General features: G+C 56.4%; 23 protein-coding genes and 2 pseudogenes. 10 read left to right on the forward strand and 15 right to left on the reverse strand.

The window, feature by feature from the left end; translation table 11 throughout:
- Window positions 1-76 precede the first annotated feature (76 nt).
- From BLL38_RS15820 to BLL38_RS15830, 3 genes are read right to left on the reverse strand one after another with little or no spacing between them, the layout of a single operon-like run.
- Window positions 77-373 (reverse strand): hypothetical protein, encoded by a 297-nt coding sequence (locus BLL38_RS15820; protein WP_076963407.1) that lies wholly within the window; start codon window positions 371-373, stop codon window positions 77-79.
- A 1-nt stretch (window position 374) separates the two neighbouring features.
- Window positions 375-2,006, reverse strand: coding sequence for a site-specific integrase (locus BLL38_RS15825; protein WP_130898229.1), 1,632 nt, complete (start codon window positions 2,004-2,006; stop codon window positions 375-377).
- Window positions 1,996-3,147 carry a tyrosine-type recombinase/integrase gene (locus tag BLL38_RS15830; RefSeq protein WP_076963409.1) on the reverse strand — a complete coding sequence of 384 codons (1,152 nt, stop codon included), beginning with the start codon at window positions 3,145-3,147 and terminating at the stop codon, window positions 1,996-1,998. The genes BLL38_RS15825 and BLL38_RS15830 overlap by 11 nt, the downstream gene beginning before the upstream one ends.
- A gap of 42 nt (window positions 3,148-3,189) precedes the next feature.
- Here BLL38_RS15830 and BLL38_RS15835 point away from each other — a divergent pair.
- Window positions 3,190-3,780: pseudogene (locus BLL38_RS15835) on the forward strand (ATP-binding protein); the annotation flags it as partial.
- On the opposite strand, the gene BLL38_RS15840 reads toward BLL38_RS15835, so the two are convergent.
- A complete protein-coding gene (locus BLL38_RS15840) occupies window positions 3,777-4,361 on the reverse strand; it encodes a TetR/AcrR family transcriptional regulator (protein WP_076963411.1) in 585 nt (194 codons plus the stop codon). The pseudogene BLL38_RS15835 and the gene BLL38_RS15840 sit on opposite strands and share 4 nt — an antisense overlap.
- 113 nt (window positions 4,362-4,474) lie before the next feature.
- On the opposite strand from BLL38_RS15840, the gene BLL38_RS15845 reads away from it, so the two are divergent.
- Window positions 4,475-5,386, forward strand: a complete 912-nt coding sequence (locus BLL38_RS15845; protein ID WP_169866298.1) for an ABC transporter six-transmembrane domain-containing protein — start codon at window positions 4,475-4,477, stop codon at window positions 5,384-5,386.
- On the opposite strand, the gene BLL38_RS31920 is transcribed toward BLL38_RS15845, so the two are convergent.
- The 3 genes and pseudogenes from BLL38_RS31920 to BLL38_RS15855 all read right to left on the reverse strand — a co-directional run bounded on the left by BLL38_RS31920 (window position 5,387) and on the right by BLL38_RS15855 (window position 8,479).
- Window positions 5,387-6,253: a methyl-accepting chemotaxis protein gene (locus BLL38_RS31920; protein ID WP_413469288.1), complete on the reverse strand. Its 867-nt coding sequence runs from the start codon at window positions 6,251-6,253 to the stop codon at window positions 5,387-5,389. It lies immediately after the preceding gene.
- A 42-nt stretch (window positions 6,254-6,295) separates the two neighbouring features.
- Window positions 6,296-7,408: pseudogene (locus BLL38_RS31925) on the reverse strand (Cache 3/Cache 2 fusion domain-containing protein); the annotation flags it as partial.
- A gap of 150 nt (window positions 7,409-7,558) precedes the next feature.
- A complete protein-coding gene (locus BLL38_RS15855; protein ID WP_076963414.1) occupies window positions 7,559-8,479 on the reverse strand; it encodes a LysR substrate-binding domain-containing protein in 921 nt (306 codons plus the stop codon).
- 152 nt (window positions 8,480-8,631) lie between these two features.
- On the opposite strand from BLL38_RS15855, the gene BLL38_RS15860 reads away from it, so the two are divergent.
- Complete coding sequence (locus tag BLL38_RS15860; protein ID WP_076963415.1) at window positions 8,632-10,026, forward strand: NorM family multidrug efflux MATE transporter; 1,395 nt, start codon at window positions 8,632-8,634, stop codon at window positions 10,024-10,026.
- 55 nt (window positions 10,027-10,081) lie between these two features.
- Here BLL38_RS15860 and BLL38_RS15865 read toward each other — a convergent pair whose 3' ends face one another.
- On the reverse strand, window positions 10,082-11,755 hold the full coding sequence (locus BLL38_RS15865) for a putative bifunctional diguanylate cyclase/phosphodiesterase (RefSeq protein WP_076963416.1): 1,674 nt from the start codon (window positions 11,753-11,755) through the stop codon (window positions 10,082-10,084).
- Between the two features lie 268 nt (window positions 11,756-12,023).
- On the opposite strand from BLL38_RS15865, the gene rep reads away from it, so the two are divergent.
- Together rep and BLL38_RS15875 are read left to right on the forward strand one after the other, a co-directional pair.
- Window positions 12,024-14,033 carry a DNA helicase Rep gene (gene rep, locus BLL38_RS15870; protein ID WP_076963417.1) on the forward strand — a complete coding sequence of 670 codons (2,010 nt, stop codon included), beginning with the start codon at window positions 12,024-12,026 and terminating at the stop codon, window positions 14,031-14,033.
- A 57-nt stretch (window positions 14,034-14,090) separates the two neighbouring features.
- Window positions 14,091-14,663 (forward strand): xanthine phosphoribosyltransferase, encoded by a 573-nt coding sequence (locus BLL38_RS15875; protein ID WP_029289761.1) that lies wholly within the window; start codon window positions 14,091-14,093, stop codon window positions 14,661-14,663.
- A gap of 131 nt (window positions 14,664-14,794) precedes the next feature.
- Here the strand turns inward: BLL38_RS15875 and BLL38_RS15880 are convergent, their stop codons facing one another.
- Window positions 14,795-16,717, reverse strand: a complete 1,923-nt coding sequence (locus tag BLL38_RS15880; RefSeq protein ID WP_076963418.1) for an acetyl-CoA hydrolase/transferase C-terminal domain-containing protein — start codon at window positions 16,715-16,717, stop codon at window positions 14,795-14,797.
- A gap of 323 nt (window positions 16,718-17,040) precedes the next feature.
- On the opposite strand from BLL38_RS15880, the gene BLL38_RS15885 reads away from it, so the two are divergent.
- Genes BLL38_RS15885 through BLL38_RS15900 form a run of 4 tightly spaced genes read left to right on the forward strand, consistent with a single transcriptional unit; the run spans window position 17,041 to window position 20,238 of the window.
- Window positions 17,041-18,375, forward strand: a complete 1,335-nt coding sequence (locus tag BLL38_RS15885; protein WP_076963419.1) for a saccharopine dehydrogenase NADP-binding domain-containing protein — start codon at window positions 17,041-17,043, stop codon at window positions 18,373-18,375.
- Window positions 18,376-18,416: 41 nt separating this feature from the next.
- Window positions 18,417-19,175 carry a ferritin-like domain-containing protein gene (locus BLL38_RS15890; RefSeq protein ID WP_076963472.1) on the forward strand — a complete coding sequence of 253 codons (759 nt, stop codon included), beginning with the start codon at window positions 18,417-18,419 and terminating at the stop codon, window positions 19,173-19,175.
- Window positions 19,172-19,885: a hypothetical protein gene (locus BLL38_RS15895; protein ID WP_090412878.1), complete on the forward strand. Its 714-nt coding sequence runs from the start codon at window positions 19,172-19,174 to the stop codon at window positions 19,883-19,885. The genes BLL38_RS15890 and BLL38_RS15895 overlap by 4 nt, the downstream gene beginning before the upstream one ends.
- Entirely contained in the window at window positions 19,882-20,238 is a 357-nt protein-coding gene (locus BLL38_RS15900) for a hypothetical protein (protein ID WP_076963420.1), read from the forward strand. Before BLL38_RS15895 ends, BLL38_RS15900 begins: the two co-directional genes overlap by 4 nt.
- Before the next feature lie 76 nt (window positions 20,239-20,314).
- Here BLL38_RS15900 and BLL38_RS15905 read toward each other — a convergent pair whose 3' ends face one another.
- The 5 genes from BLL38_RS15905 to dadA all read right to left on the reverse strand — a co-directional run bounded on the left by BLL38_RS15905 (window position 20,315) and on the right by dadA (window position 24,366).
- On the reverse strand, window positions 20,315-20,746 hold the full coding sequence (locus tag BLL38_RS15905; RefSeq protein WP_076963474.1) for a c-type cytochrome: 432 nt from the start codon (window positions 20,744-20,746) through the stop codon (window positions 20,315-20,317).
- A 181-nt stretch (window positions 20,747-20,927) separates the two neighbouring features.
- Window positions 20,928-21,476, reverse strand: a complete 549-nt coding sequence (locus BLL38_RS15910; RefSeq protein ID WP_029289768.1) for a cupin domain-containing protein — start codon at window positions 21,474-21,476, stop codon at window positions 20,928-20,930.
- A 116-nt stretch (window positions 21,477-21,592) separates the two neighbouring features.
- On the reverse strand, window positions 21,593-22,666 hold the full coding sequence (alr, locus tag BLL38_RS15915; RefSeq protein WP_076963421.1) for an alanine racemase: 1,074 nt from the start codon (window positions 22,664-22,666) through the stop codon (window positions 21,593-21,595).
- 73 nt (window positions 22,667-22,739) lie between these two features.
- On the reverse strand, window positions 22,740-23,093 hold the full coding sequence (locus BLL38_RS15920; RefSeq protein ID WP_032856829.1) for a RidA family protein: 354 nt from the start codon (window positions 23,091-23,093) through the stop codon (window positions 22,740-22,742).
- Window positions 23,065-24,366, reverse strand: a complete 1,302-nt coding sequence (gene dadA / locus BLL38_RS15925; RefSeq protein ID WP_076963422.1) for a D-amino acid dehydrogenase — start codon at window positions 24,364-24,366, stop codon at window positions 23,065-23,067. Before dadA ends, BLL38_RS15920 begins: the two co-directional genes overlap by 29 nt.
- Before the next feature lie 156 nt (window positions 24,367-24,522).
- Here dadA and BLL38_RS15930 point away from each other — a divergent pair, with 156 nt between their 5' ends.
- Complete coding sequence (locus tag BLL38_RS15930; protein WP_003206849.1) at window positions 24,523-25,011, forward strand: Lrp/AsnC ligand binding domain-containing protein; 489 nt, start codon at window positions 24,523-24,525, stop codon at window positions 25,009-25,011.
- A gap of 112 nt (window positions 25,012-25,123) precedes the next feature.
- On the opposite strand, the gene BLL38_RS15935 is transcribed toward BLL38_RS15930, so the two are convergent.
- Entirely contained in the window at window positions 25,124-25,477 is a 354-nt protein-coding gene (locus BLL38_RS15935) for a YkgJ family cysteine cluster protein (protein ID WP_029289779.1), read from the reverse strand.
- Window positions 25,478-25,509: the final 32 nt, after the last annotated feature.

Consider the following 25,509-nt stretch of genomic DNA (forward strand, 5'->3'; position numbering starts at 1 on the left):
AACGCCTGCCTCAGGCCAATTGCATCGAAGGCTACGAAGCGCTGCTGCCGTGGAACTGCAAACCCACAACGCCACTTTAAAACGCAAAACCCCACCAGCGGGAGGTGGGGTTTATGGAGCGCTTACGCCCCAACAGAAAGCACGCTGCGATCTTTTTGAGCACATCCGGAAATCCGTTAACATGTGCATTCGACTGTAGAAAACCTTTCAGCAACAATGGCCAGCTAAATACAACGGGCTTGTCCGCAACCGATCTTTCGATTCTATAAATAAACACCCATTCATCAGCAAAATAATCTATTCCTCTTGACCCCAGCCCCGAGATAATAATGTTGTCTGGCTTCAGCTCTTCACTTACCTCTGCAATTCTCATACTAATAAACCAACGGTATGTCTGGAATTGTATCCACGAGCAAAAGGGCCTGATCAGTTACTTCTGGAAGTACCTGAGGGATAATTTCCTTGGTTATGATCTCTAACGTAGTTCGAAACTCTGCATCATACCTAAGCATTAGATCCGCACTGAGATGACTATCTTTCTCCATTTTTTCTAGGCACTGTCTTGTCTTGAGGAGACGAGCTATATAGACAGGGTCATCCTTAATAATTATTGCATTCTTGCAGGTCGCACAACTGGTAAATTCTAAACATGGCTTTCCACGTCTAGACTCACCTATCGTTCCGTCAAGGGGAGATGCACATGTTAATCCAAAAACAGTTATATACGGATCTGCCAATGTAGATGTATTCGACGCAATTAAATTTATCATTTGGCCTTGAAAATGAGATAACCGTTCAAAGCTATTCTGAACTGACGCTTTATCCTTCAAATACAACGATGTGGTTCTTTGGCTTTTATGCTGCAAAAATTCTGAAACCACTTTTGTTGACTTATATTCGCGTCTGATAAGCGATGCGACGGCCTTTCTTATATCACTAAATGTGAAATATTTCAGAACGTGCAGATTTCTAAAATCTTTAAGTTGATTATGAAGACTTTGAACAGACACACGCCTGGATATTTCTCCGGTACGGACGATGAATAGCAACTCTTTATCGCACGGCTGTGCTAAAGGCCGAATTGAATTCGTCAGCGCTTTAATGAGATCTACCAACGCCGGCACAGCGAATTTTCCACTCTTTAGAAACGGTAATGATTGTTCCTTCTGAGCTCGAGGCTTGTTCCAAGAAAAATACACCATCGTGTCGTCGGTTGGATGTGGCTCAATACATTCAACATTAACTTCCATCAATGCCATCGGGTTAGCAGCGGACTCAACCATCATCAACAAATATATAGGTAAGCAAGTTCGCATGGTCAACTCACGGAATTTAGATAGACGCCTCAAGCCAGACGCCCCTAACCTCCCTTGATGCATTTCACCCATCTGTAACTGAGTCCAAACACCTTGCCCTTCTAAACGGATGAGCCTTCTAAGTGCCAGTATAGAGCAGCTATCTAAGTCAGGATGGGAGATTGCTTCCCCTTTTTCCACTTGCCGCCGAACATCTATAGCGATTTGTATCTCCGCTATTTCTCTTTTGCATACCTCGACTATTTTATTTAATTCCTTCGCAGAGATATCATTATCTCTGAGTGAAACCTCTTCCCTCACAAACCTCATAAAAGGATACTCTTGTATATTCCAAAGAGTACCTACAGAGGCTTCAGCAACGCATCTAACAATTTTTGCCGCAAAATTATAATGGGTGCCGTTTGTTTTGCGTAGCCTCGAATTTTCATTTAGTGATTTTGCGTATTGCTCCAGAAAATTTGTACGATCATCATCTGTGCGCACATTGACATCTGATAGAAAAGACATAAAGTCTTTAGTAGACCTCCAGGCTTGATGCCTACTTCGACTATTATAATGACCTGTTAACTCTTCGAACGCATTTCTTAGGTCTATGGATATCTGTGTATGTAGATTAGCTAGACTAAAATCAAAATTTTCATACCGCTGTCGATTGTGATCAAAAAACGTAGCTAAAATTTCATTCCTCATTAGCACCACCTAACACTGCCGCGTATTTCTCCAAGATTCCCAGCACCTCAACGTGACTACCGGAAATTCTCTCAAGATAGCTCTGGGTGGTGTCAGAACTTGAGTGGCCTAATAGCCCCTGAACTATCTTTACGTGATCTATCCCCAAGTTTTGTGCCGCCTTAAACAATTGCCGCTCCATGAAAGTTGCAAAAGTCGTTCTCGCTTGATGTGGGTGAGAGTTTATACTTAATTGCTTGCATGCACGCTTGTAAGCTGCGTAGTAACACGACCTTGTTACCGGCGCGCCTTTTTCATTAATGAAGAATAACGTCTCATCAACTAACCATGGAGACGACTTCATTTGGTTTAACGTACGAACCACATCCGCATACATATTTGTTTCAGTTAACAGAGCCCGCGCGACGTATGCCTTTTGGATTTTTCCACCTTTCGCCAAAACCTCGATGAATCCATCGGATGAGCGAAGGTTCAGAAGCTCTATCTGGGAGCTTTTAATACTCAATACACTGCCGACCCTAAGGCCTGTGGTAAGAGTCCATGCAAATATCACACGGTGTACGCCTCGCAAATGTTGCATAAGTCTTAAGCTAGAATCTTGAGTAAGTGCTCTTGGTCTTTTTTTTGTGGACTTAACGCGGACCTTTCTGACTCTCATTTGATTTAGCTTGTAAGCGTAAACACTCTGATCCGCACTCCCTTCACGAATTTTTTTCGCCCAATAGAACTTATAAAATTCGTAGACAACAGCAAGTCTTAAATTTATGGTTGCTGCGCTGAGGGGTGTTCTACCATCATCTTTCGACTTCATTGAGTTTCTATATAAAGCTATATCCCTAGCGTCAGCATAGGGCCAGTCCACCTTAGATAGGGCCGTATATTTCAACCAACTTAGAATACACTCAGCATAAGTCTTCACGGTTTTATCTGATTTATAATATTCCGAGAAAAACGATTTTTCATATAGAAATTCGTGCATCTCCCGAACTACCTCACCGCGCACCTCATCGAAAATCAAAGGTATGGGATAATTCGATACCGACCTTTTTTCTTTTTCAGTTATCAACGCATCCAGCCCCGCAGCTCGGACTGTGTCTTGAACCGATGAGAAAGCTTTTTTGCTGGGCCATAGAAGCAACATGCGAACCCTCCTGCTACGTACGCAGTGTAGCCAATGATTCTAATGCCGGAATTTGATCGCAAGGTGCTGGAGGTGCTGCGCGAACCGTTGGAGTCCGGCCATATCGTGATTTCCCGCGCCCGCGACCGCGTAAGTTTCCCGGCACGCTTTCAACTGGTGGCGGCGATGAACCCCTGCCCCTGCGGCTATATGGGCGAACCCAGCGGGCGCTGTCGGTGCACGCCGGAACAGATCCAGCGCTATCGCAACAAACTCTCCGGGCCGTTGCTGGACCGGATTGATTTGCACCTGACTGTGGCCCGGGAAAGCACCGCACTGAACCCGGCCAAACAAACCGGCAATGACACGGCCAGCGCATCGACCCTCGTCGCCAACGCCCGGGATCGCCAGCAACAACGCCAGGGCTGTGCAAATGCATTCCTCGATCTACCTGGATTGCGGCGCCACTGCGGGCTATCAAAAGCCGATGAAGGCTGGCTGGAAACCGCCTGCGAGCGCCTGACCTTGTCGTTGCGCGCCGCTCATCGGCTACTCAAGGTCGCACGCACCCTGGCAGACCTGGAACAAGCAGACGCCATCGCTCGCCATCATTTGGCCGAAGCCTTGCAGTACCGGCCAGCCGCCGTGAGTTAGAGATCCCTGGGCAAATCCAGCAGCAGCCCCGCCACCTCCATCACCTCATCCAGCACCGCTTGCGCCGATTCGACAGAGGGTTTGAGCAGCAGGTCATCGGTATACCCCATCGTCACGGCAAAGATCTGCCGGGCCGCGCGGCTGGATGAGTCACAGCGGAACACCCCGGCGGCGATCCCTCGCTCGATCACTTCGGCGAGCATGGCTTGCCACTGGGCATTGACCAGCAGATACGCCTGGGCCAGTTCCGCGTCGTGCATCGCTTCATCCCAGGCGTCCAGCCAGAGTGCCCAGCCGGCGTCGGCGGTACAGGGCAAGCAACCCCTCAGGAAGCCCACCAAGGCCTCAAGCGGCGGCGCTTCTGCCAATGGTGCGCGCACTTCGTCCAATTGCTCATTGGCAAAGCAGACAAAGGCTTCGCGGCGCAGTTCTTTCCAGTCGCTGAAGTAGTGATACACGTGGCTGCGGGACAAGCCGGCATGCTCCGCCAGGTCGCGGGTGGAAACATCGGCAAACCCCTTGCTGCGAAACAGCTCCAAGGCAGCGGCAATGATCTGGTCTTTACGGTCGATACGCGACATGGGCCATTCCTTACGGGCACCACCAGATAAGTGGCGCTTGCTTTTTGAGCGACTGCTCAAAGATACTTGAGCGGTCGCTCAATAGTAGCGCCTATTACTCCTTTGGTGCACCCATGCCATCCACAACGCCACACATCCTGATCGAAGAAAGCAAGAAAATCGGCCAGCAATCGGCCAGCCAAACCCTCAAGGCAATTGCCAAGGCTTATCCCGGCAAGCTGTTCTGCACACTGTCATTGGTCGCGCTGGAAAACGCACTGCTGCTGGCCTATCCCCTGTTTGCCGGTTTCGCCGTGGACTCGATCCTGCGTGGCGATGCCGGCAGTGCCTTGTTATATGCGGCCGTGGTGATGGCTTTCTGGGTAGTCGGCGCCGCACGCCGGGCGCTGGATACCCGCACCTTCACGCGGATCTACGCCGATCTTGCCGTACCGGTGATTCTCAACCAGCGCCTACAAAACCACAGCACATCAAAGGCCGCCGCGCGGGTGGTGCTGGCGCGGGACTTTGTCGATTTTTTCGAGAAGCATGTGCCGGTGATCGCAACGGCCCTGGTCTCCATCGTTGGCGCGGCAGTGATGCTACTGGTGATTGAACCTTGGGTTGGCCTGGCCTGCTTCGCCGCACTGCTGCTGTGCATCACCCTGCTGCCGCGCTTTGCCCGTCGTAACGAGCAATTGCACGAACGGTTGAATAACCGCCTGGAGAAAGAGATTGGCCTGGTGGAAAAGGTTGGCGCCCAGACGTTGCGACGCCATTACCAACTGCTGTCACACCTGCGCATCTGGCTGTCGGACCGCGAAGCTGCCGCCTATCTGTTTCTCGGCGCGCTGGCAGCGCTGCTGTTCATCGTTGCGATCAGCCAACTGGCCTTGTCGCCAGCGGTCAAGGCAGGCCATGTCTACGCGGTGATGACGTACCTGTGGACCTTCGTCGGCAGCCTCGACGAAGCGCCAGGGATGGTCGATCAACTGGCGCGGCTCAAGGACATCGGCAAACGGGTGGACCCTGGGCTCGGGACTTGATCAGCCTTGCCGAAACCGATCCACCTCCTGCCGTAACCCCGCCGCCAACGTCTCCAGTTCCCTGGCGGTAATCGCCAGGTTCGACACCACTTCACGCTGCTCGCTATTGGCCAGGGCAATGCTCTGCAGGTTACTGCTGAGCAAGGTCGCTGTGCTGCTCTGCTCCTGGGTCGCGGTGGTAATCGCGGCAAACTGCTGCCCCGCCGAACGGCTTTGTTCGTCGATGCGCGCCAGGGCCGCAGCCACGTCGGCGTTGCGCGACAAGCCTTCCTGCATCAGTTCATTGCCCTGCTCCATGGTGCTGATGGCATTGCCGGTTTCCAGCTGGATGCTCTGGATCATCCCGGAAATCTCGTCGGTGGCCTGGCGGGTGCGCGAGGCCAGGTTGCGCACTTCATCGGCGACTACGGCAAACCCACGCCCCTGTTCCCCGGCCCGTGCCGCCTCGATGGCGGCATTGAGCGCCAGCAGGTTGGTCTGCTCGGCAATCGCGGTGATCACGCCGACGATGCCGCCGATTTCCTGGGAGCGCTGGCCCAGGGTATTGATCACCGTGGCCGTGCTGTTGAGTGCCGTGGCGATATGCTCCAGGGACGACGACGCCTCCTGCATCGAGTGGCGGCCGATGCGGGTCTGCTGGGCATTTTCCTGGGCCAGGCGTTCGGTATTGCCCATGTTGTCGGCAATGTTCAACGAGGTGGCGCTGAACTCCTCCACCGCGCCGGCCATGCTGGTGATCTCGCCGGATTGCTGCTCCATGCCCTCATAAGCGCCTCCCGACAGGCCCGACAGTGCCTGGGCGCGGCTGTTGACCTCCTCGGCCGCCTTGCGGATGTGCGACACCATGGTCGACAGGGCTTCGCCCATCTGGTTGAAACTGCGCGCCAGTTGACCGATTTCGTCATGGCTGGACACGTTCAACCGCGCACTCAAATCACCGGCACCCAGGGCCTGCGCCTGGCGCACCAGATCGCCCAGGGGCTGGAGTTTGCTGCGCAGCAACCAGACCGCCGCGCCCACCGCCAACAACATCGCCAGCACACTGCCGATCACCAGGCGGATGCCCACCGCCCAGGTCACCGCACGGATCTCGGCCTTGGGCATGCTCGCCACTACCGACCACGGGCCACCGTCAAACGGCACGGCAACGCTGTAGAAGTCTTCGCCCTGGTCGCTCCAGAAACGTCCCTGGCCGGGCGTCTGCGCCAGCGCCAGGATCAGCGGAACCGCCTGCTCCAGGGCCTGTACGCCGGCGGGCGGCACCAGCCAGTGTTTTTGCTCGTCCAGCAGCGCCAGCGAGCCGGTCTGGCCAATGCGGAAACGCTTGAGGTTGGCGAACTGGGCATTCTGCGCATCGGTGTAGTCAAAACCGATAAACAGCACCGCAATCACCTGGCCGCTGGCATCGCGCACCGGGCTGTATTGGGTCATGTAGGAACGCTCGAACAGCACCGCACGGCCAATGTAGCTCTGCCCGGCAAGCAGACGCTGGTAGGCCGGGCCTTGGCGATCCAGCACGGTGCCGATGGCGCGGTTGCCGTCTTGCTTGGTCAGGGAGGTGCTGATGCGAATAAAGTCTTCGCCGCTGCGCACAAACACCGTGGCCACGCCACCGGACATCTGCTTGAACTCATCGACCTCATCGAAGTTGTTGTTCAGCACTTGATCGCCCAGGTACAGGCTTGGCGTCTGCACCCCGGCCACACTCACCCGTTGCTCGGGACGCACGCGCAACCCGGCGGCGAAGCGCTGTTCAAACAGCCCGCTCAAACGCTGGGTGCTCTCGCGCAAGGTGCTGTGGAAGGTATTGAGTTGGTCGGCGAGCAAGCGCGCTTCGCTGGCCAGGTGTTCTTCACGGGTCTGCAGGTTGGCTGAATCCAGGGACCGTAGGGCAAACACGGTACTGCCGCTGATCACGACAGCCAAGATGACCGCCAGGGCAATGCCCAGCTGCGAAGCGATGCGGGCGCGGGGTTGAGACATGACAGCTCCTGGCCGAGGCCCGGATCGTCCTGATCCCATAGCACTAATCGGCGGATTTCTTGGATTGGAGGGCACGCTGAGCCACAACGAATGGCCACTGCGACACACCTACTTCGGCGGCCAGAATCAATACTTGAGCAAATCACAGAGGTATTACTCAAGTGCATTGTTTGCGCAGGCTGCATCGATTCAGTCGAGCTGTTCAACCGCCGGCAAGGCCATGGCCCGGACCTCACTTTGCAAAAAGTCCGACAGCCTGCGCAGGCGCTCGCCGCCGGGGCGAGTCTTGGGCCAGACCAGGTAATAGCTGTCGCCACTGGCCACCGCCGTCGGCCACGGCAGGCTCAAGCGCCCCTGGGCCACATCCTCGGCCACCATCAGCAGGTCGCCCATGGACACACCATAGCCCCGCGCGGCGGCAATCATGCCCAGCTCCAGCGTATCGAACACCTGCCCGCCCTTGATGGCGACGCGGGAGGCCAGCCCAGTGCGCTGCAACCAGCGGCGCCAGTCGCGGCGATCCGGCGTGGGGTGCAGCAGTTCAGCACTGGCCAGGCGTTCCACATCCCAGGGGCCATCATTGAGCAGGTTCGGCGCGCCCACCGGGATCAGCAGTTCAGGGAACAGGTAACTGGCCTCCCAGTCCGCAGGAAAGTGCCCGTCACTGAGCAGGACCGCGCAATCGAACGGTTCCTGGTTGAAATCCACTTCATCGATGCTCATCCAGGCACTGGTCAACTGCACCTCGTTGCCCGGCTGCAAGTGCCGGAACCGGCTCAGGCGCGCCAGCAACCAGCGCATGGTCAGGGTCGACGGGGCCTTCATGCGCAAGATGTCATCTTCGGCATTCAGGGTATGGCAGGCACGCTCCAGGGCGGCAAAACCCTCGCGCACCCCAGGCAACAGCAACCGCGCCGACTCGGTGAGCTGCAAGGTACGCCCACTGCGCTGGAACAGGCGGCAGGCGAAATGCTCTTCCAGGGTGCGGATATGCCGGCTGACCGCACTTTGGGTAATGGACAGCTCTTCAGCCGCGCGGGTGAACGAGTTGTGCCGCGAGGCGGCTTCAAATGCCCGCAAGGCATACAGCGGAGGAAGGCGACGAGACATGAGGAAAACTCCGACGGCACGATCCCGGAACCCTACCAGAATCATCCTGGCATGAGTTTTAATCATGCAAATGATCGCATTTATCCCTTTGTGCAAAGCGCTGAGAGCGCCGAGAATCAACCCCTCTACCCTTCGTGTAATTATTGAGCGTGATGATCATGCAGCATCCGGCGCGTACCGAACTCTGGGCCATTCTGCGGCTGTCAGGGCCGTTGATTGCCTCACAGTTGGCGCACATGTTGATGGTGCTGACCGACACCCTGATGATGGCTCGCCTGAGCCCCGAAGCCCTGGCCGGCGGCGGACTGGGCGCGGCAAGCTATTCGTTTGTGTCGATTTTTTGCATCGGCGTGATTGCCGCCGTGGGCACCCTGGTCGCCATTCGCCAGGGCGCCGGCGATATCGAAGGCGCCACCCGCCTGACCCAGGCCGGGCTCTGGCTGGCCTGGCTGATGGCCCTGGTGGCGGGCCTGCTGCTGTGGAACCTCAAGCCGGTGCTGCTGATGTTCGGCCAGACCGAAACCAACGTGCAGTCGGCCGGCCAGTTCCTGATGATCCTGCCGTTCGCCCTGCCCGGCTACCTGACATTCATGGCCCTGCGCGGCTTCACCAGCGCCATCGGCAAGGCCACCCCGGTGATGGTGATCAGCCTGTGCGGCACGGTGGTCAACTACCTGCTCAACCATGCGTTGATCGAGGGCATGTTCGGCCTGCCCAAGCTGGGCCTGATGGGCATCGGCCTGGTCACGGCGATTGTTGCCAACTGCATGGCCCTGGCGCTGTTGTGGTACATCAAATACAACCGCGCCTACGCCGCCTACCCATTGGGCAAGGGCCTGTTGCGGCCCAACCTGCATTACTTGCGCGAGCTGTGGCGCCTGGGCCTGCCGATTGGCGGCACCTATGCGGTGGAAGTCGGCTTGTTTGCCTTCGCGGCGCTGTGCATGGGCACCATGGGCAGCACGCAGTTGGCGGCCCACCAGATCGCCCTGCAAATCGTCTCGGTGGCGTTCATGGTGCCGGCGGGCATGTCCTATGCCGTCACCATGCGCATCGGCTTGCACTACGGCGGCGGGCAACTGCTTGATGCGCGGCTGGCCGGGCGCGTGGGCATTGCCTTCGGCGCGACGGTGATGCTGGGGTTTGCCATGGTGTTCTGGCTGTTCTCCGACCCGCTGATCGGCCTGTTCCTCGACCATGACGACCCGGCCTTTGCCCAGGTGATCAGCCTGGCGGTCAGCCTGTTGGCCGTGGCGGCGTGGTTCGAGCTGTTCGACGGCGTGCAGACCATCGCCATGGGCTGCATCCGCGGGCTCAAGGATGCCAAGACCACGTTCCTCGTCGGCCTGGGTTGCTACTGGCTGATTGGCGCACCGGCGGCCTGGTTGATGGCGTTTACCCTCGACTGGGGGCCAACCGGGGTGTGGTGGGGCTTGGCGCTGGGGCTGGCGTGTGCAGCGATTACCCTGACATGGGCGTTTGAGGCAAAGATGAAGCGGATGATTGCCCAGGAACCGCAAGTCGATACGCTCCCACAGCCGAACTGAAGAAAGTGTGGGAGCAGGCAAGCCAGCTCCCACCTTTTTGATTGGGTTTACAGGGCTAGATCACATCGCCCAACAACGCCTGCTGGCTGCTGCCAAATGTCAGGTACTCCACCAGTTCCGCCAGCGGCAGCGGCTTGCTGATCAGGTAACCCTGGGCCTGGTCGCAGCCAAACAGACGCAACAATGCCAGTTGCTCGGGCGTTTCCACGCCTTCGGCCACCACTTCCAGGTTGAGGTTGTGGGCCAGGTTGATCATGGCGTGCACCAGCTTGCGGTTTTCCTCGCGCTCTTCCATGCCGCCGACAAAGCTCTTGTCGATCTTGAGCAAGGCAATCGGCAGGCTGTTGAGGTGCACGAAAGACGAGAAGCCGGTGCCAAAGTCATCCAGGGAGAAGCGCACGCCCAGGCGGCCCAGGGCATCCATGGTCTGCTTGACCAAGTCACTGCGGCGCATCACGGCGGTTTCGGTGAGTTCAAACTCCAGCCATTGCGCCTCCACCCCGCGCTCGGCAATCAGGCGGCTGAGGGTCGACAGCAACTGGCTGTCCTGGAACTGGCGGAACGATAGGTTGACCGCCATGTGCAGCGGCGGCAGGCCGCGTTCGCGCAGGTCCTGCATATCGCGCAGGGCCCGGGAAATCACCCAGTAGCCCAACGGCACGATCAGGCCGCTCTGCTCGGCCAAGGGCACGAACTCGCTCGGCGGCAACAGGCCACGTTCGCCGTGGCGCCAGCGCACCAGGGCTTCGAGGCCGACGATATGCCCATCGTCCAGGTCCAGCCGCGGCTGGTAATGCAGTTCCAGTTCGTCACGGCGCAGCGCCCGGCGCAGTTCGCTTTCCAGGTCGGCGAGGCTGCGGGCGTTGCGGTTGATGCGTTCATTGAAGATATGAAAGGTACAGCCCTGGGTGCTCTTGGCCTGTTGCATGGCGATATGCGCGTGCCACATCAACGGGTCGGCGCCGGCCTTGGCGCGGGCATGGGCCACACCGAGGCTGCAGCCGATCAGTAGGCTCTCGCCATCAACCCAATAGGGCTCGGCCATGGCCTCGGTAATGCGTTCGGCCATCCACTCGGCGCGTTGCGGCGCACGGCGGGTGTCGATCAGCAAGGCGAACTCGTCACTGCCCAGGCGCGCCAGTTGATCACCGACCTCCAGCTGGCTCTTGAGCCGCGAGACCACTTGCAGGATCAGCCGGTCGCCCGCCTGGTGGCCAAGGGCATCGTTGGCGTGGCGGAAGTTGTCCAGGTCCAGGTGGCCGAGGGCCAGGCCACGCCCGTCGTTTTCCGCCAGGCGCGCGGCCAGCAGGGTCTGGAAACCCTGGCGGTTGGCGATACCGGTCAGTGGGTCCTGTTCGGCCAGGCGTTGCAGAGTGTTTTCCAGCAGGCCACGCTCGCGCACATGGCGCAGGCAGCGGCGCAGCGTATCCACATTAAACGCGCCGCAGATCAACCAGTCGCTGGCGCCCAACGGCGCCACCAGCGGCTCCTGCTCCAACAGCAAGACGGTGGGCAGGCGACAACGCCCAGGGCCGGGTTGCAGGCTGGGGGTGGTCAGCAAGACGGCCGTGCGGTCGTCGTCGAACAGGCTGCTCACCGACTCCCAGTTTGGCGCACTGATCAGCACAGCCCCATCGCCCATCGGCGCCAGGCACTCGCGCAACAACGCTGCCCACATAGGCGTATCGGCCAGTAGCAGCAAACGCAAGGGTTCGACAGGCGTAGACAAGCTAGCTCCCTAGACTTTGCAAAATTTCGTTGGCGGCGGGCATTATGACGTGCAGCCTGATAATGACCAATGATATTGGTTATCAAATACGCGCAGTGCGGCTCTAGATCGAACAATAGACCCAAAAACCCCGCACATCCTGCGGCAAAGTAACAAAACCGGCAAATTTAGATCGAGCGGTACGTCACACTGTCGTTCAGAGGCGGCAGAATCTTGCCAGCCTGTTAAAATGCCCGCCCTTTTCGCTCAAAGACTCCCAAAACCCTGTATGTCCCGACTCAATCCCCGGCAGCAAGAAGCCGTGAACTACGTCGGCGGCCCTCTATTGGTGCTCGCCGGTGCTGGCTCCGGCAAGACCAGCGTGATCACCCGCAAGATCGCGCACCTGATCCAGAACTGCGGCATCCGTGCCCAGTACATTGTCGCCATGACCTTTACCAACAAGGCGGCGCGGGAAATGAAAGAGCGCGTCGGCACCCTGCTCAAGGGTGGCGAAGGCCGTGGCCTCACCGTGTGTACCTTCCACAACCTGGGGCTGAACATCATCCGCAAGGAGCATGTGCGGCTGGGCTACAAGCCGGGCTTCTCGATCTTCGACGAGACCGACGTCAAGGCCCTGATGACCGACATCATGCAGAAGGAATATGCCGGCGACGACGGGGTCGACGAGATCAAGAACATGATCGGCTCGTGGAAAAACGACCTGATCCTGCCGCCCGAGGCCCTGGAAAACGCACGCAACCCCAAGGAGCAGACCGCCGCCATCGTCTACACCCACTACCAGCGCACGCTCAAGGCGTTCAACGCGGTGGACTTCGACGACCTGATCCTGCTGCCGGTCAAGCTGTTCCAGGAACACGCCGATATCCTCGAAAAGTGGCAGAACAAGGTGCGCTACCTGCTGGTGGACGAATACCAGGACACCAACGCCAGCCAATACCTGCTGGTGAAACTGCTGATCGGCACGCGCAACCAGTTCACCGTGGTCGGCGACGATGACCAGTCGATCTACGCCTGGCGCGGTGCGCGCCCGGAAAACCTGATGCTGCTCAAGGACGACTACCCGTCCCTGAAAGTGGTGATGCTGGAGCAGAACTACCGCTCCACCAGCCGCATCCTGCGCTGCGCCAACGTGCTGATCTCCAACAACCCCCACGAGTTCGAGAAACAGCTGTGGAGCGAGATGGGCCATGGCGACGAGATCCGCGTGATCCGCTGCCGTAACGAAGACGCCGAAGCCGAGCGCGTGGCCGTGGAAATCCTCAGCCTGCACTTGCGCACCGACCGGCCCTACAGCGACTTTGCCATCCTGTATCGCGGCAACTACCAGGCCAAGTTGATCGAGCTGAAGTTGCAGCATCACCAGGTGCCGTATCGCCTGTCGGGCGGCAACAGCTTTTTCGGACGCCAGGAAGTAAAGGATCTGATGGCCTACTTCCGGCTGATCGTAAACCCGGACGATGACAACGCCTTCCTGCGCGTAATCAACGTACCGCGCCGGGAAATCGGCTCCACGACCCTGGAAAAGCTCGGCAACTACGCCACCGAACGCAAGATCTCGATGTACGCCGCCACCGACGAAATCGGCCTGGGCGAGCACCTCGACACACGCTTCACCGATCGCCTGTCGCGCTTCAAGCGCTTTATGGACAAGGTGCGCGAGCAATGCGCCGGCGAAGACCCGATCAGCGCCCTGCGCAGCATGGTCATGGATATCGACTATGAAAACTGGCTGCGCACCAACAGCTCCAGCGACAAGGCCGCGGACTACCGCATGGGCAACGTCTGGTTCCTGATCGAGGCGCTGAAGAACACCCTGGAAAAAGACGAAGACGGCGAAATGACCGTCGAGGACGCCATCGGCAAGCTGGTGCTGCGCGACATGCTCGAACGCCAGCAGGAAGAGGAAGATGGCGCCGAAGGTGTACAGATGATGACCTTGCATGCGTCCAAGGGCCTGGAGTTTCCCTACGTGTTCATCATGGGCATGGAAGAGGAAATCCTCCCACATCGTTCCAGTATCGAAGCCGACACCATCGAAGAAGAACGGCGCCTGGCCTACGTGGGCATTACCCGCGCGCGCCAGACCCTGGCCTTCACCTTTGCGGCCAAGCGCAAGCAGTACGGCGAGATCATCGACTGCGCCCCGAGCCGGTTCCTCGATGAGCTGCCACCGGACGATCTGGCCTGGGAAGGCAACGACGACACCCCAACTGAAGTCAAGGCGGTACGCGGCAACACCGCCCTGGCGGATATACGCGCGATGCTAAAGCGCTAGAATCGACTACTTTTTAATCTACTTTCGGCGCCCCTTGCGCCACCAGAGGAAGCTTTTGTGGAAGCACTGCACAAGAAAATTCGCGAAGAAGGCATCGTGCTTTCCGACCAGGTACTCAAGGTCGACGCCTTTCTGAACCATCAGATCGACCCGGCGCTGATGAAGCTGATCGGCGACGAATTCGCCGCGTTGTTCAAGGATTCGGGGATCACCAAGATCGTCACCATCGAAGCCTCGGGCATCGCGCCGGCGATCATGACCGGCCTGAACCTGGGCGTGCCGGTGATCTTCGCCCGCAAGCAACAGTCCCTGACCCTGACGGAAAACCTGCTGTCGGCCACGGTGTATTCCTTCACCAAGAAAGTCGAAAGCACCGTGGCGATCTCCCCGCGCCACCTGACCAGCAGCGACCGCGTGCTGGTCATCGATGACTTCCTGGCCAACGGCAAGGCGTCCCAGGCGCTGATTTCGATCATCAAACAGGCCGGCGCCACCGTGGCGGGCCTGGGGATTGTGATCGAGAAGTCGTTCCAGGGCGGCCGCGCGGAACTGGATGCCCAGGGTTACCGGGTTGAGTCGCTGGCGCGGGTCAAGTCCCTGGCGGGTGGCGTCGTGACCTTCATCGACTGAAGGTGAGCGAGCACAGTTAAAAATGTGGGAGCTGGCTTGCCTGCGATAGCGCAGTGTCAGGCGACAGAGATGTCGACTGTCAGGCCCTCATCGCAGGCAAGCCAGCTCCCACATTTGCCTTGTGTTACCTGTCAGCGTGCGGTGGCCTGTAGGCCAGTAAGCAATAGCCGCTGATACAAATCCTCTTTAAACCCCTCCGGCTTATCCAGGCGCATCCGCACCAAGTGCTCGGGAAAAGCCTCAGGCTCAGGCGCATCCAGCGCCGCCTTGCCCAACTCCAGAATCTCCGTCAGCTTGAATTTGCTCTTGAGCCAGTTCAGCGCACGCAACAAATCGCGCTCTTCATCGCTGAAGTCACTGCCCAGCGGGTACTCCGGGAACAGCCTTGTATGCCGCGCCTGCACCGCCTGCAAACGCTCGGGCGTATTGTCGGCAAAACGCTGGGCGAGCTGGAAGTCCTTGGGCAACTTGCCGGCTTTTTGCGCCTGCTCGATCAAGCCGGCCTGGAACCGCGAGTCGGTGATATTGAGCAGCGCCTCGATCACCTTGGCGTCGGTCTGACCGCGCAAGTCAGCGATGCCGTATTCGGTGATCACGATATCGCGCAGGTGCCGGGGAATCGTGCAGTGCCCGTATTCCCAAACGATATTGGAGCTGACCTCACCGCCCGACTCGCGCCAACTGCGTAGGATCAGGATCGAGCGCGCGCCCTCCAGTGCATGGCCCTGGGCCACAAAGTTGTATTGCCCACCCACCCCACTGAGCACACGGCCGTCTTCCAGTTGGTCGGCAACCCCGGCGCCCAACAGCGTCACCATGATCGCGCTGTTGATAAAGCGCGCATCCAGGCGCTGCAAACGCTTGAGTTCTTCCTGCCCGTACAGCTCGTTGATATAGCTGATGCGGGTCATGTTGAATTCCAGGCGCTTGGCGTGGGGCATTTCCTGCAAGCGCTGGTAAAAACTGCGTGGCCCAAGGAAGAAGCCACCGTGGATCGACACGCCATCGGGCTGTGCCCCATCGTCCAGCAGGCCCGCGTTGGCCTGCTGCTGCGTCGCCACATCCGGGTATACCTTGCGCCGCACAATCCCGGCATCGGCCAACACCAGCAGGCCGTTGACGAACATCTCGCTGCAACCGTAGAGGCCCCGGACGAAGGGCTCGACCCCACCCTCGCGGCTGATCAATGGTGCCCATTGGTACACATCCAGGTCGCTGAGCAACTGCCGGTAGCCTTCGTTATCGGCCTGGCGCGCCAGCAGCGCGGCGGTCAGGGCGTCGCCCATCGAACCGATGCCGATCTGCAAGGTGCCGCCATCACGCACCAGGGTACTGGCGTGCAAACCGATGAAATGGTCCTGCAAACCCACCGGCATATTCGGCGTGGAGAACAGCGTAGTGCGGTCCTTTTCGTCGATCAGGAAATCGAACTGATCCATACCCAGCTCGGCATCCCCGGGCATATAGGGCAAATCTTCATGCACCTGGCCCACCACTAGGATGGTCTCCCCGGCCGCGCGGCGCTTGGCAATCATCGGTAGCAGGTCGAGGGTGATATCGGGGTTGCAGCTCAAGCTCAGGCGATCCGGGTGTTCGCTGCTGCTGGCCACCAACTGCGCGACCAGGTTCAGGCCGGCGGCGTTGATGTCACGGGCGGCATGGCTGTAGTTGCTGCTGACGTAGTCCTGCTGGGCCGAGGCGCTGTGCAGCAGGCTGCCGGGCTGCATAAAGAACTGCTGCACGTGGATATTGGCCGGCAGGCTGTCCTTGCGCAGAGCGGCGAGGAAATCCAGCTCGGGGTAATCGCCGAACACCCGCTCGATAAACGGTTCCAGAAAGCGCTTTTGCAAACCATCGCCCAACGGCGGGCGGCCCAGGCTCAGGGCGGTGTAGATCGTCAGCGCCCGCTCGGGCAGCTTGGCGATACGCCGGTACAAGGCATTGGCAAACAGATTCGGCTTGCCCAGGCCCAGGGGCATACCCATGTGGATATGCGCAGGCAAGCGCTCCAGTACGTCATCGACCGCTTGTTCGATTGAACACAACTGCACCATCCGACCCTCCTGACATTCCATGATTAGGGGTTGGACCGAGCTTGCCGGGTCTTTGCTGCAATGAACAGCAATCAATTTAAAAAGCCGGCCACCGAGTCTGGAGAGAAGCGAAAAAACAAGACTGTACGCACATCGTTTGATCGAAGCCTCATTAACAAGAAAAGACTTACAAACCACTAAACCTATCCCTACATCAATTTAAGACGCGATAAAAAGACAAATCTTACCCACCCCCTAATATCAACTGAAGAAAAAACTGTAAAAACTTTAAATCGCGGCCAAGCCTCTCATCTTAGCAAAAAATGGATTTTCAAGGAGCCACAATGAAAGCCATAACCCATGTAGTCATTATAGGCTTTGGAAGTATTACCCAAGGCCTGCTCCCTCTATTATCAAAACATTACAGCAGAGTAAAAATAACTATTTTTGAAAAATCAATCAGTAAAAGTCTTTCTGATATCGCCACTGAATTTTCGGCCGACTTAAAAGAAGAAACTATTACGTCAAAAAACTTCAAACACATATTATCTCCACACCTAAATAAAAACACTTTTTTAGTTAATCTCGCAATTTCTATATCTAGCCTAGAGCTTATAATACTTGCAAAAAAATACGGCTCACTTTATTTGGATACATGTATAGAGCCATGGAATTACAAATCCGAAGACAATCAGACACTCACTAGTAATTATGAGCTTCGGGAGGCAATCAAGAAACATAAACAAAAAAGTAATGACCCAACAGCCATTGTTGCCCATGGAGCCAACCCCGGCTTCATCTCAATACTGTTGAAGAAAGCCTTAATAGAAATGGCTGCGACCAATAACATCAAGGCAGACCCAAGCACCCAAATTGAATGGGCAGCACTAGCAAAAGAACTTGAGATACAAGTTATACAAATTTCCGAACACGACTCTCAAATCTCTGCGTCAACACGCGCCCCTCTTGACTTTATTTCTACATGGTCCACGGATGGCCTCATTACTGAGCTTCTCCAACCAGCAGAACTGGGCTGGGGAACCCATGAAATAGAAATGCCGAGCGGCGCAAGAAAAAATGGCCATGCAATAGAAATGTTAGAGCAGGGACGCGAAGTCAGAGTTAAAAGCTGGTCACCTAACTACTTAGAATTTTCTGCATACTTACTAACCCATAATGAAGCACTTTCAATCTCTGAGTATTTGACTTTAGGCGACGCCGAGAACCCAATATATCGCCCAACAGTCTACTATGCGTATAAACCATGCGATCAGACACTCGATTCAATACAACTATTGGATCGAAGCACAGAAGCAAAAATCGCGAAAAAAATCATTTTAAAAGACGAAATAATATCTGGAACAGATGAGTTAGGAGTTTTTCTAATCAGCAAAAAGTTTAATTCTTTTTGGCTAGGGTCAACCCTATCAATTGGAAAAACCAGAAAGCTAGCCAAACACAACAGCGCAACAAGCTTACAAGTTGTCTCTAGCATAATTAGTGGAATGAAATGGGCAGAACACTTTCCAGAAGCAGGGATCGTAGAGTCCGAAAATCTAGACTGGCGTTATATATATGATATAGCCGCTAATTATTGGGAACCAATAGTCAATAAACAAACAGACTGGAAACCTTCCGACACCGACAACAGATTATTATTCAAAAATTTTTTGGCATGAATTAGCCCCCTGAAAACCAACTAAACTCAAAGGTCATGAAAATGAATAGTAGGCAGAATTCCAGCAACACACTTGAAAAGCCAAATAGTGCGTCTGCAATTCTTAAAAGCTTTTATTTCCCAACGTCGAAACTTAGCGAGACAGAAAAATCCGACTGGAAAGGAATATTTTTCGACTCAATAATCACCGAGTACGATGCCCGGAGGCTCTACTGGCATATAGAGGATCAAAATCCCAGTGCCACGTCTGAGTTAGCCGATGTTTTAAGACCCTGGCTTAGAGACGAAATTGATCACGCTTATGGTTTTTCCTTAATTTATTCAGCCTACACAGGCAGCCCACTAGACGAAGTCGTATTGGAGGTTGAGACACGAAAGTCTAACTTCGAGAGCATAGACCCTTTTATGCAGGATACATTTAGGCTTCTAATTTTGCTTGCTTATGACGAGATAATTACAACACATGTCTATCATCGCAGCATAAAACAATATGACAAATTTAACTCTTCGCAACTTTCAACCTGGATTAGGAAAACCAAAAAAGACGAAGCCAAGCATTTTTTCTCTTTCATAGAAAAAGCTAAGCAATTATTTCCAGAAAGGCTTCAAGAGGCCCCTTTAATCCTTGAAAAACTATTTGAACTAGACTTTGAAAAAACACAGTACACCGGAACCTTTGTACTAGACCACAACACAACTGATTACCCAATCACTAAAAAAGAAATAGAAGGAATAATAATCCCTACAATAATTAAAAAATTGAATGAGAGTACTCACTCATCAAAGGGAACAAAAAAATGAAACCACCATTCCTCAAAAAACGGCATTGGAGCGCTAGATCCTTATTCAAGGAAATTTCCAATAGCGGCTGGATCAATCCAGGTATTGACCCAAAATACGAAAAATTCTTTCTGGCTGATCTATTCTCTGAATATGATGCAATAAGCTTGTATCACTACCTCTATCCCAAACGATCTGAGCTATCTTCCTACTTCGTGCAATATTTGGACCTATGGTTTTTAGATGAACGAAATCACTCCGACGGCTTCCTAGAGTTAAATCGTTTATTATTTAATTCAGACGAAGAAACCATGCTGAACAACCTAAAGTCAAGGCATGGCAACTTTGAACACCTTGAATATCTGCTATCAAACGAAGTTAACTTACTCACCTTGTTTGCTTACGACGAACTTATTTCAGTTAAGACATATAGAAAAGATACATTTTATAATGAGTTCGGGCACCCAGCATTCAATACATGGATTAGTAATTTAATAGCCGACGAAGCAACACACTTCGCAAACGCCATCAAACTATTAAGACACCATCACTCATACAATCTAGATAAAATCGAAAAAGCTTTAGATCACATCACCCAACTTGAAAGTATTCCTTATCGAAACACTTTCCTGCTAGATCATGACGGACCACACTTCCTGCTGGGAAACACCAACTATGAAAAAGCAGCGGCGGGTGAAATACTAACCATACTAGCCAGGAACAAGAGATGAAAAGTAGCCACTACTTAATATTATCCATGGTGCTTATGATATTTGGTGAAGTACTGACAATCTATAGCGAAGTATATGCATCAAAGCTTTCCACTAGAGCTATAGAAAACCCCGAGTTATTCATAAAACCTATTCTACTTATATGCGCCGCAGGTATAAGTTTAATATTTGCGTACTGGCTAGGTTACCAAGCCACAGGAAATATATGGATCGTGACAGTAGTGTCATTAACATTGTTACTTATATTAGAACCTATAGTCATTTATGCGATGCTGGGGGAGTTTCCAGGACGTGGAGCGCTAGTCGGATTTATTCTGGGGGGAGCAGGACTATTGGCGACGCTGGTACTTTAAGAAAAAAACCCGCTATTGTTATTCAAAAAGGTTAGCTCACTTTGTGGGCTAACCTTTTATTTAAACGCTTACACTCTTACTTTAGTCCCGACATCTTCTCTATCGCACCCTTGAGGTCGGCATCCGAGCAATCGGCGCAGGTGCCTTTAGGCGGCATGGCGTTGACCCCGGTGATGGCCTTGGCCAGGATGCCGTCGAGGCCGCCCTGGTGGTCGGCGCGCTCTTTCCAGGCGGCGGTATCACCGATTTTCGGTGCGCCCAACAGGCCAGTGCTGTGGCAAGCATTACAGTGTTTGGCGATGATCTCGTCCGGCGTTTTCGCGCCGCCACCGCCCGCGGCTACCGCGACTTCCATCCCCTTGCATTCTTCGCCCTGGACACAGACTTTCCCCACAGGCTCCAGACGCTCGGCAATAGCATCACTGCTCGTCTTGCTGACAGGGGGCTCAGCTTTCTGCCCACAACCCGCTAGGGCCAATACTATTGCTGGTACGGCCAGCATTTTCATAATTAGGTTCACGCGTTCACCCTCATGGTGGCTATTCACGCCTGCGGCCACGGTTTCGCAGGCGGCGAAAGTATAACGGTTAGGCCGCCTCACTGAAACAACCCTATTATCCAAGGGGGGATTCAGCAGGGCGAAATACAACGATGGGCACCTCTGCAAGGTAGGCAGGGCGCCTCTTCTGTTAAAAGTTCGCGGGTGTGGCTGCGCTGATTAGTCGCGCCGGCACATCGAACGGATTGCGAAAGCGGTGCGGCTTGGTGCTTTCAAAGTAGTAGCTATCGCCGGCTTCGAGCACAAAAGTTTCGACGCCCACGACCAATTCCAGACGGCCTTCCAGCAAGATCCCGGTTTCCTCGCCATCATGGGTCAGCATTTCCTCGCCCGTATCGGCGCCCGGCGGGTAGATTTCGTTGAGAAACGCAATCGCCCGGCTGGGATGCGCCCGGCCCACCAGCTTCATGGTCACCGCCCCATCGGAGATGTCGATCAGCTCATTGGCTTTATAGACGATCTGCGTCGGTTTTTCCTGGAGGATCTCCTCGGAAAAGAACTCGACCATCGACATGGGGATGCCGCCCAGCACCTTGCGCAAGGAGCTGATGGAGGGGCTGACACTGTTTTTCTCGATCATCGAAATGGTGCTGTTGGTGACGCCCGCACGCTTGGCGAGTTCACGCTGGGAAAGACCTTTCAGTTTACGGATGGATTGCAGTCGTTCGCCGACGTCCAATGCAGGAGCCTCCTAGGATTCAGGCTTTGTTGTAATTGAGCGTTATCATGGCGACAGCGTTCAGTATTTACAACACTTTGGTCTGAATCCCGCAGGACGTCGTCGACGACCGGCGGCTAGGCGCCGGAATAGAGCCGTGGCACGCGGCGCAGGTTGCAAAAAATCTGGTAGGGGATAGTGTCAGCGGCGGTCGCCACATCGCTGGCGAGGATGTTTTTGCCCCACAACTCGACGGTCGAACCCAGGCCGGCCTGGGGCACATCGGTCAGGTCGATGCACAGCATGTCCATCGACACCCGCCCCAGCAACTGGCTGCGCTGGCCGGCGACCAGCACCGGCGTGCCGGTCGGCGCGTGGCGTGGATAACCGTCGGCATAGCCCATGGCGACCACGCCGATACGCATCGGTTTGGGCGTCACGAAGCGCGCGCCATAACCCACGGGCTCGCCCGCCGGCAGTTCGCGCACGCAGATGACTTTCGATTCCAGGGTCATCACCGGCTGCAAACGCGCGGCAACCGCCTGGTCTTCGCCAAAGGGCGTCGCGCCGTAGAGCATGATGCCGGGCCGTACCCAATCACTGGAGACGCTCGGCCAGCCCATCACCGACGGCGAGTTGCGTAGGCTGACCTGGGCCGCCAGGCCCTGGCGCGCCGCGTCGAATACTGCGACCTGTTCATCGCTGCTGGTGCAGTCCAGCTCATCGGCACGAGCGAAGTGGCTCATCAGGACGATCTTCGCCACTTTGCCACTGGCCAGCAGGCGCTGGTAGGCGTCGTGATAATCCTTGGGATGCAACCCGACCCGGTGCATGCCCGAATCCAGCTTCAACCACACCGTCAGCGGCTGGCTCAGGCGCGCCTGCTCAATCGCCTCCAGTTGCCACAGCGAATGCACCACGCACCAGAAATCGTGCTCGATGATCAGCGGTAGCTCGTCGGCCTCGAAAAACCCTTCGAGCAACAACACTGGCCCACGCACTCCGGCGGCGCGCAGCTCCAGCGCTTCCTCGATACAGGCCACGGCAAAACCATCGGCCTGGTCTTCCAGGGCCTGGGCCACGCGCACGGCACCATGGCCATAGGCGTCGGCCTTGATCACGGCAAGGGCCTTGGCTCCGGTCAGTTCGCGGGCCAATTGGTAGTTGTGGCGCAGGGCTTGTAGGTCGATCAGGGCACGGGCAGGACGCATGGCGGCAGGCTTCTAGGCGGCGGTGGAAAAAACCGGTACCGGCCAAGAGCGCCGGCACCGCAAGAGGGATCGTCTAAGGCAGAGCGGCCACGACAGACAGCTCGACCAGGATTTCTGGTTCACACAGTTTCGACTCGACCGTGGCACGGGCCGGGGCCACGCCTTTTGGCAGCCACTTGTCCCAGACCGCGTTCATGCCGGCAAAGTCGGCGTCGATGTCCTTGAGGTAGATCGTCACCGACAGCAGCTTGGTTTTGTCGGTGCCGGCCAGATCCAGCAAGCGCTCGATATTGGCCAGGGTTTCACGGGTCTGCTGTTCAATCCCGGCACTCATGTCGTCGCCGACTTGCCCTGCCAGATACACGGTACCGCTGTGGACGACGATCTGGCTCATGCGCTCATTGGTGAGCTGGCGCTGGATTGACATGTTTGGTGGACTCCTGAGGGTTGCCATAACGGGAAATATCGAGGCCGGCGGCACTGATCTGCGGGGTTTTCCTGGCCATCAGGTCCGCCAGCAGGCGACCAGAGCCACAGGCCATGGTCCAGCCGAGGGTGCCGTGGCCGGTGTTCAAGAACAGGTTTTTGAACGGGGTGGCGCCGACGATCGGCGTACCGTCCGGGGTGGTCGGGCGCAGGCCGGTCCAGAAGGTGGCTTCGCTCAAGTCACCGCCCTGAGGATAAAGGTCGTTGACGATCATCTCCAGGGTTTCGCGCCGCCGTGGGTTCAGCGACAGGTCAAAACCGGCTATTTCAGCCATGCCACCGACCCGGATGCGGTTGTCGAAACGGGTGATCGCGACCTTGTAGGTCTCGTCGAGAATGGTCGAGGTCGGGGCCATCGCCGGGTTGGTGATCGGCACGGTCAGGGAATAGCCCTTGAGTGGATACACCGGCGCCTTGATCCCCAGTGGCTTGAGCAACTGCGGCGAGTAACTGCCCAGGGCCAGCACGTAGCGGTCGGCGGTTTCCAGCTGGCCGTCGATCCACACGCCGTTGATGCGGTCGCCGGCGTGGTCCAGACGCTGAATGTCCTGCTCGAAACGGAATTCCACCCCCAACTGCTTGCACATATCGGCCAGGCGGGTGGTGAACATCTGGCAGTCGCCGGTCTGGTCATTGGGCAGGCGCAGGGCACCGGCCAGGATATCCGTGACGCTGGCCAGGGCCGGCTCGACGCGAGCAATGCCGGCGCGGTCGAGCAGCTCGAACGGAACCCCGGACTCCTTCAGCACGGCGATATCCTTGGCCGCACCATCCAGTTGCGCCTGGGTACGGAACAATTGCGTAGTCCCCAGGCTGCGGCCTTCGTAGGCAATGCCGGTTTCGGCGCGCAGTTCGTCGAGGCAGTCGCGGCTGTACTCAGACAGGCGCACCATGCGCTCTTTGTTCACCGCATAACGGTTGGCCGTGCAGTTGCGCAGCATCTGCGCCATCCACAGGTATTGGTCGAGATCGGCGGTGGCCTTGATCGCCAGCGGCGCATGGCGCTGCAGCAGCCACTTGATGGCCTTGAGCGGCACACCCGGCGCGGCCCAGGGCGACGCATAGCCGGGCGAGACCTGGCCGGCGTTGGCGAAGCTGGTCTCCATTGCAACGGCCGGCTGACGGTCGACCACGACCACCTCAAACCCGGCACGCGCCAAATAGTAGGCACTGGCCACACCAATGACACCGCTACCCAAGACCAAAACGCGCATTTTTATATCCTCATCGCGGCCTGACCGCTGACGTTTGTTGTTCAGCACAAAGATGCGGGCAGTATAAAAAGCAATGACCAGTGCATTTCACTATATAAGTGCCTATATTTGGCGACAATTCTCGGCAAAAACCCTTTTCACGGAGGAGCATCCCCTATGCGGACCAACACCCAGACCAAACGGGAGCTGGACAAGATCGACCGCAACATCCTGCGCATCCTGCAGGCCGACGGGCGGATTTCGTTTACCGAGCTGGGGGAGAAGGTCGGGCTGTCGACCACGCCCTGCACCGAACGGGTCCGACGCCTGGAGCGCGAGGGGATCATCATGGGCTACAACGCCCGCCTCAATCCGCAGCACTTGAAGGGTAGCCTACTGGTGTTTGTCGAGATCAGCCTCGACTACAAATCCGGCGACACCTTTGAAGAATTCCGACGTGCCGTGCTGAAACTGCCCCATGTGCTGGAGTGCCACCTGGTCTCAGGGGACTTCGACTACCTGGTGAAGGCGCGAATTTCCGAGATGGCGTCGTACCGCAAACTGCTGGGCGATATCCTGCTCAAGCTGCCCCATGTGCGCGAGTCCAAGAGCTATATCGTGATGGAAGAGGTGAAGGAGAGCCTGAACCTGCCGATCCCGGATTGATCCTGTGGGAGCTGGCTTGCCTGCGATAGCGATCAACCCGCCGCCATTTTCATTGCCTGGCACACCGTCATCGCAGGCAAGCCAGCTCCCACCTTTTGACCGAGTACATCTGTCAGACCAGCACCTGCCGCGTCGTCGCCATGTACTCGTGAATCTGCTTCTCCACCCGAGGGTGAATCAGCTCCACCGGGCCACGGTTGTTGGGGCATGGCAGGCTGGGTGTAGTCCCAAACAGCCTACAGATCAACGGGCGCTCGTCGTACACCGTGCAACCGTTGGGCCCCAGGTGCACGCAGTTCAGCTCATCCATGGCCGCTTCCTGCTCGGCCGCCGTCTTGCGCGGCAGGCGCGACATTTCCTCGGTGGAGGTCGTCACCGGCCCACAGCAATCATGGCAACCCGGCACACACTCGAACGAGGGGATCTGCCGGCGCAGCGCGTTGACTTTCTGGCTGTTGCAACTCATTGAAACCCATACCGAACGGCGAATAGGCGTGG

Origin of the sequence: Pseudomonas gessardii, from assembly GCF_001983165.1 — a bacterium.
Taxonomy (GTDB): Bacteria; Pseudomonadota; Gammaproteobacteria; order Pseudomonadales; family Pseudomonadaceae; genus Aquipseudomonas; species Aquipseudomonas gessardii.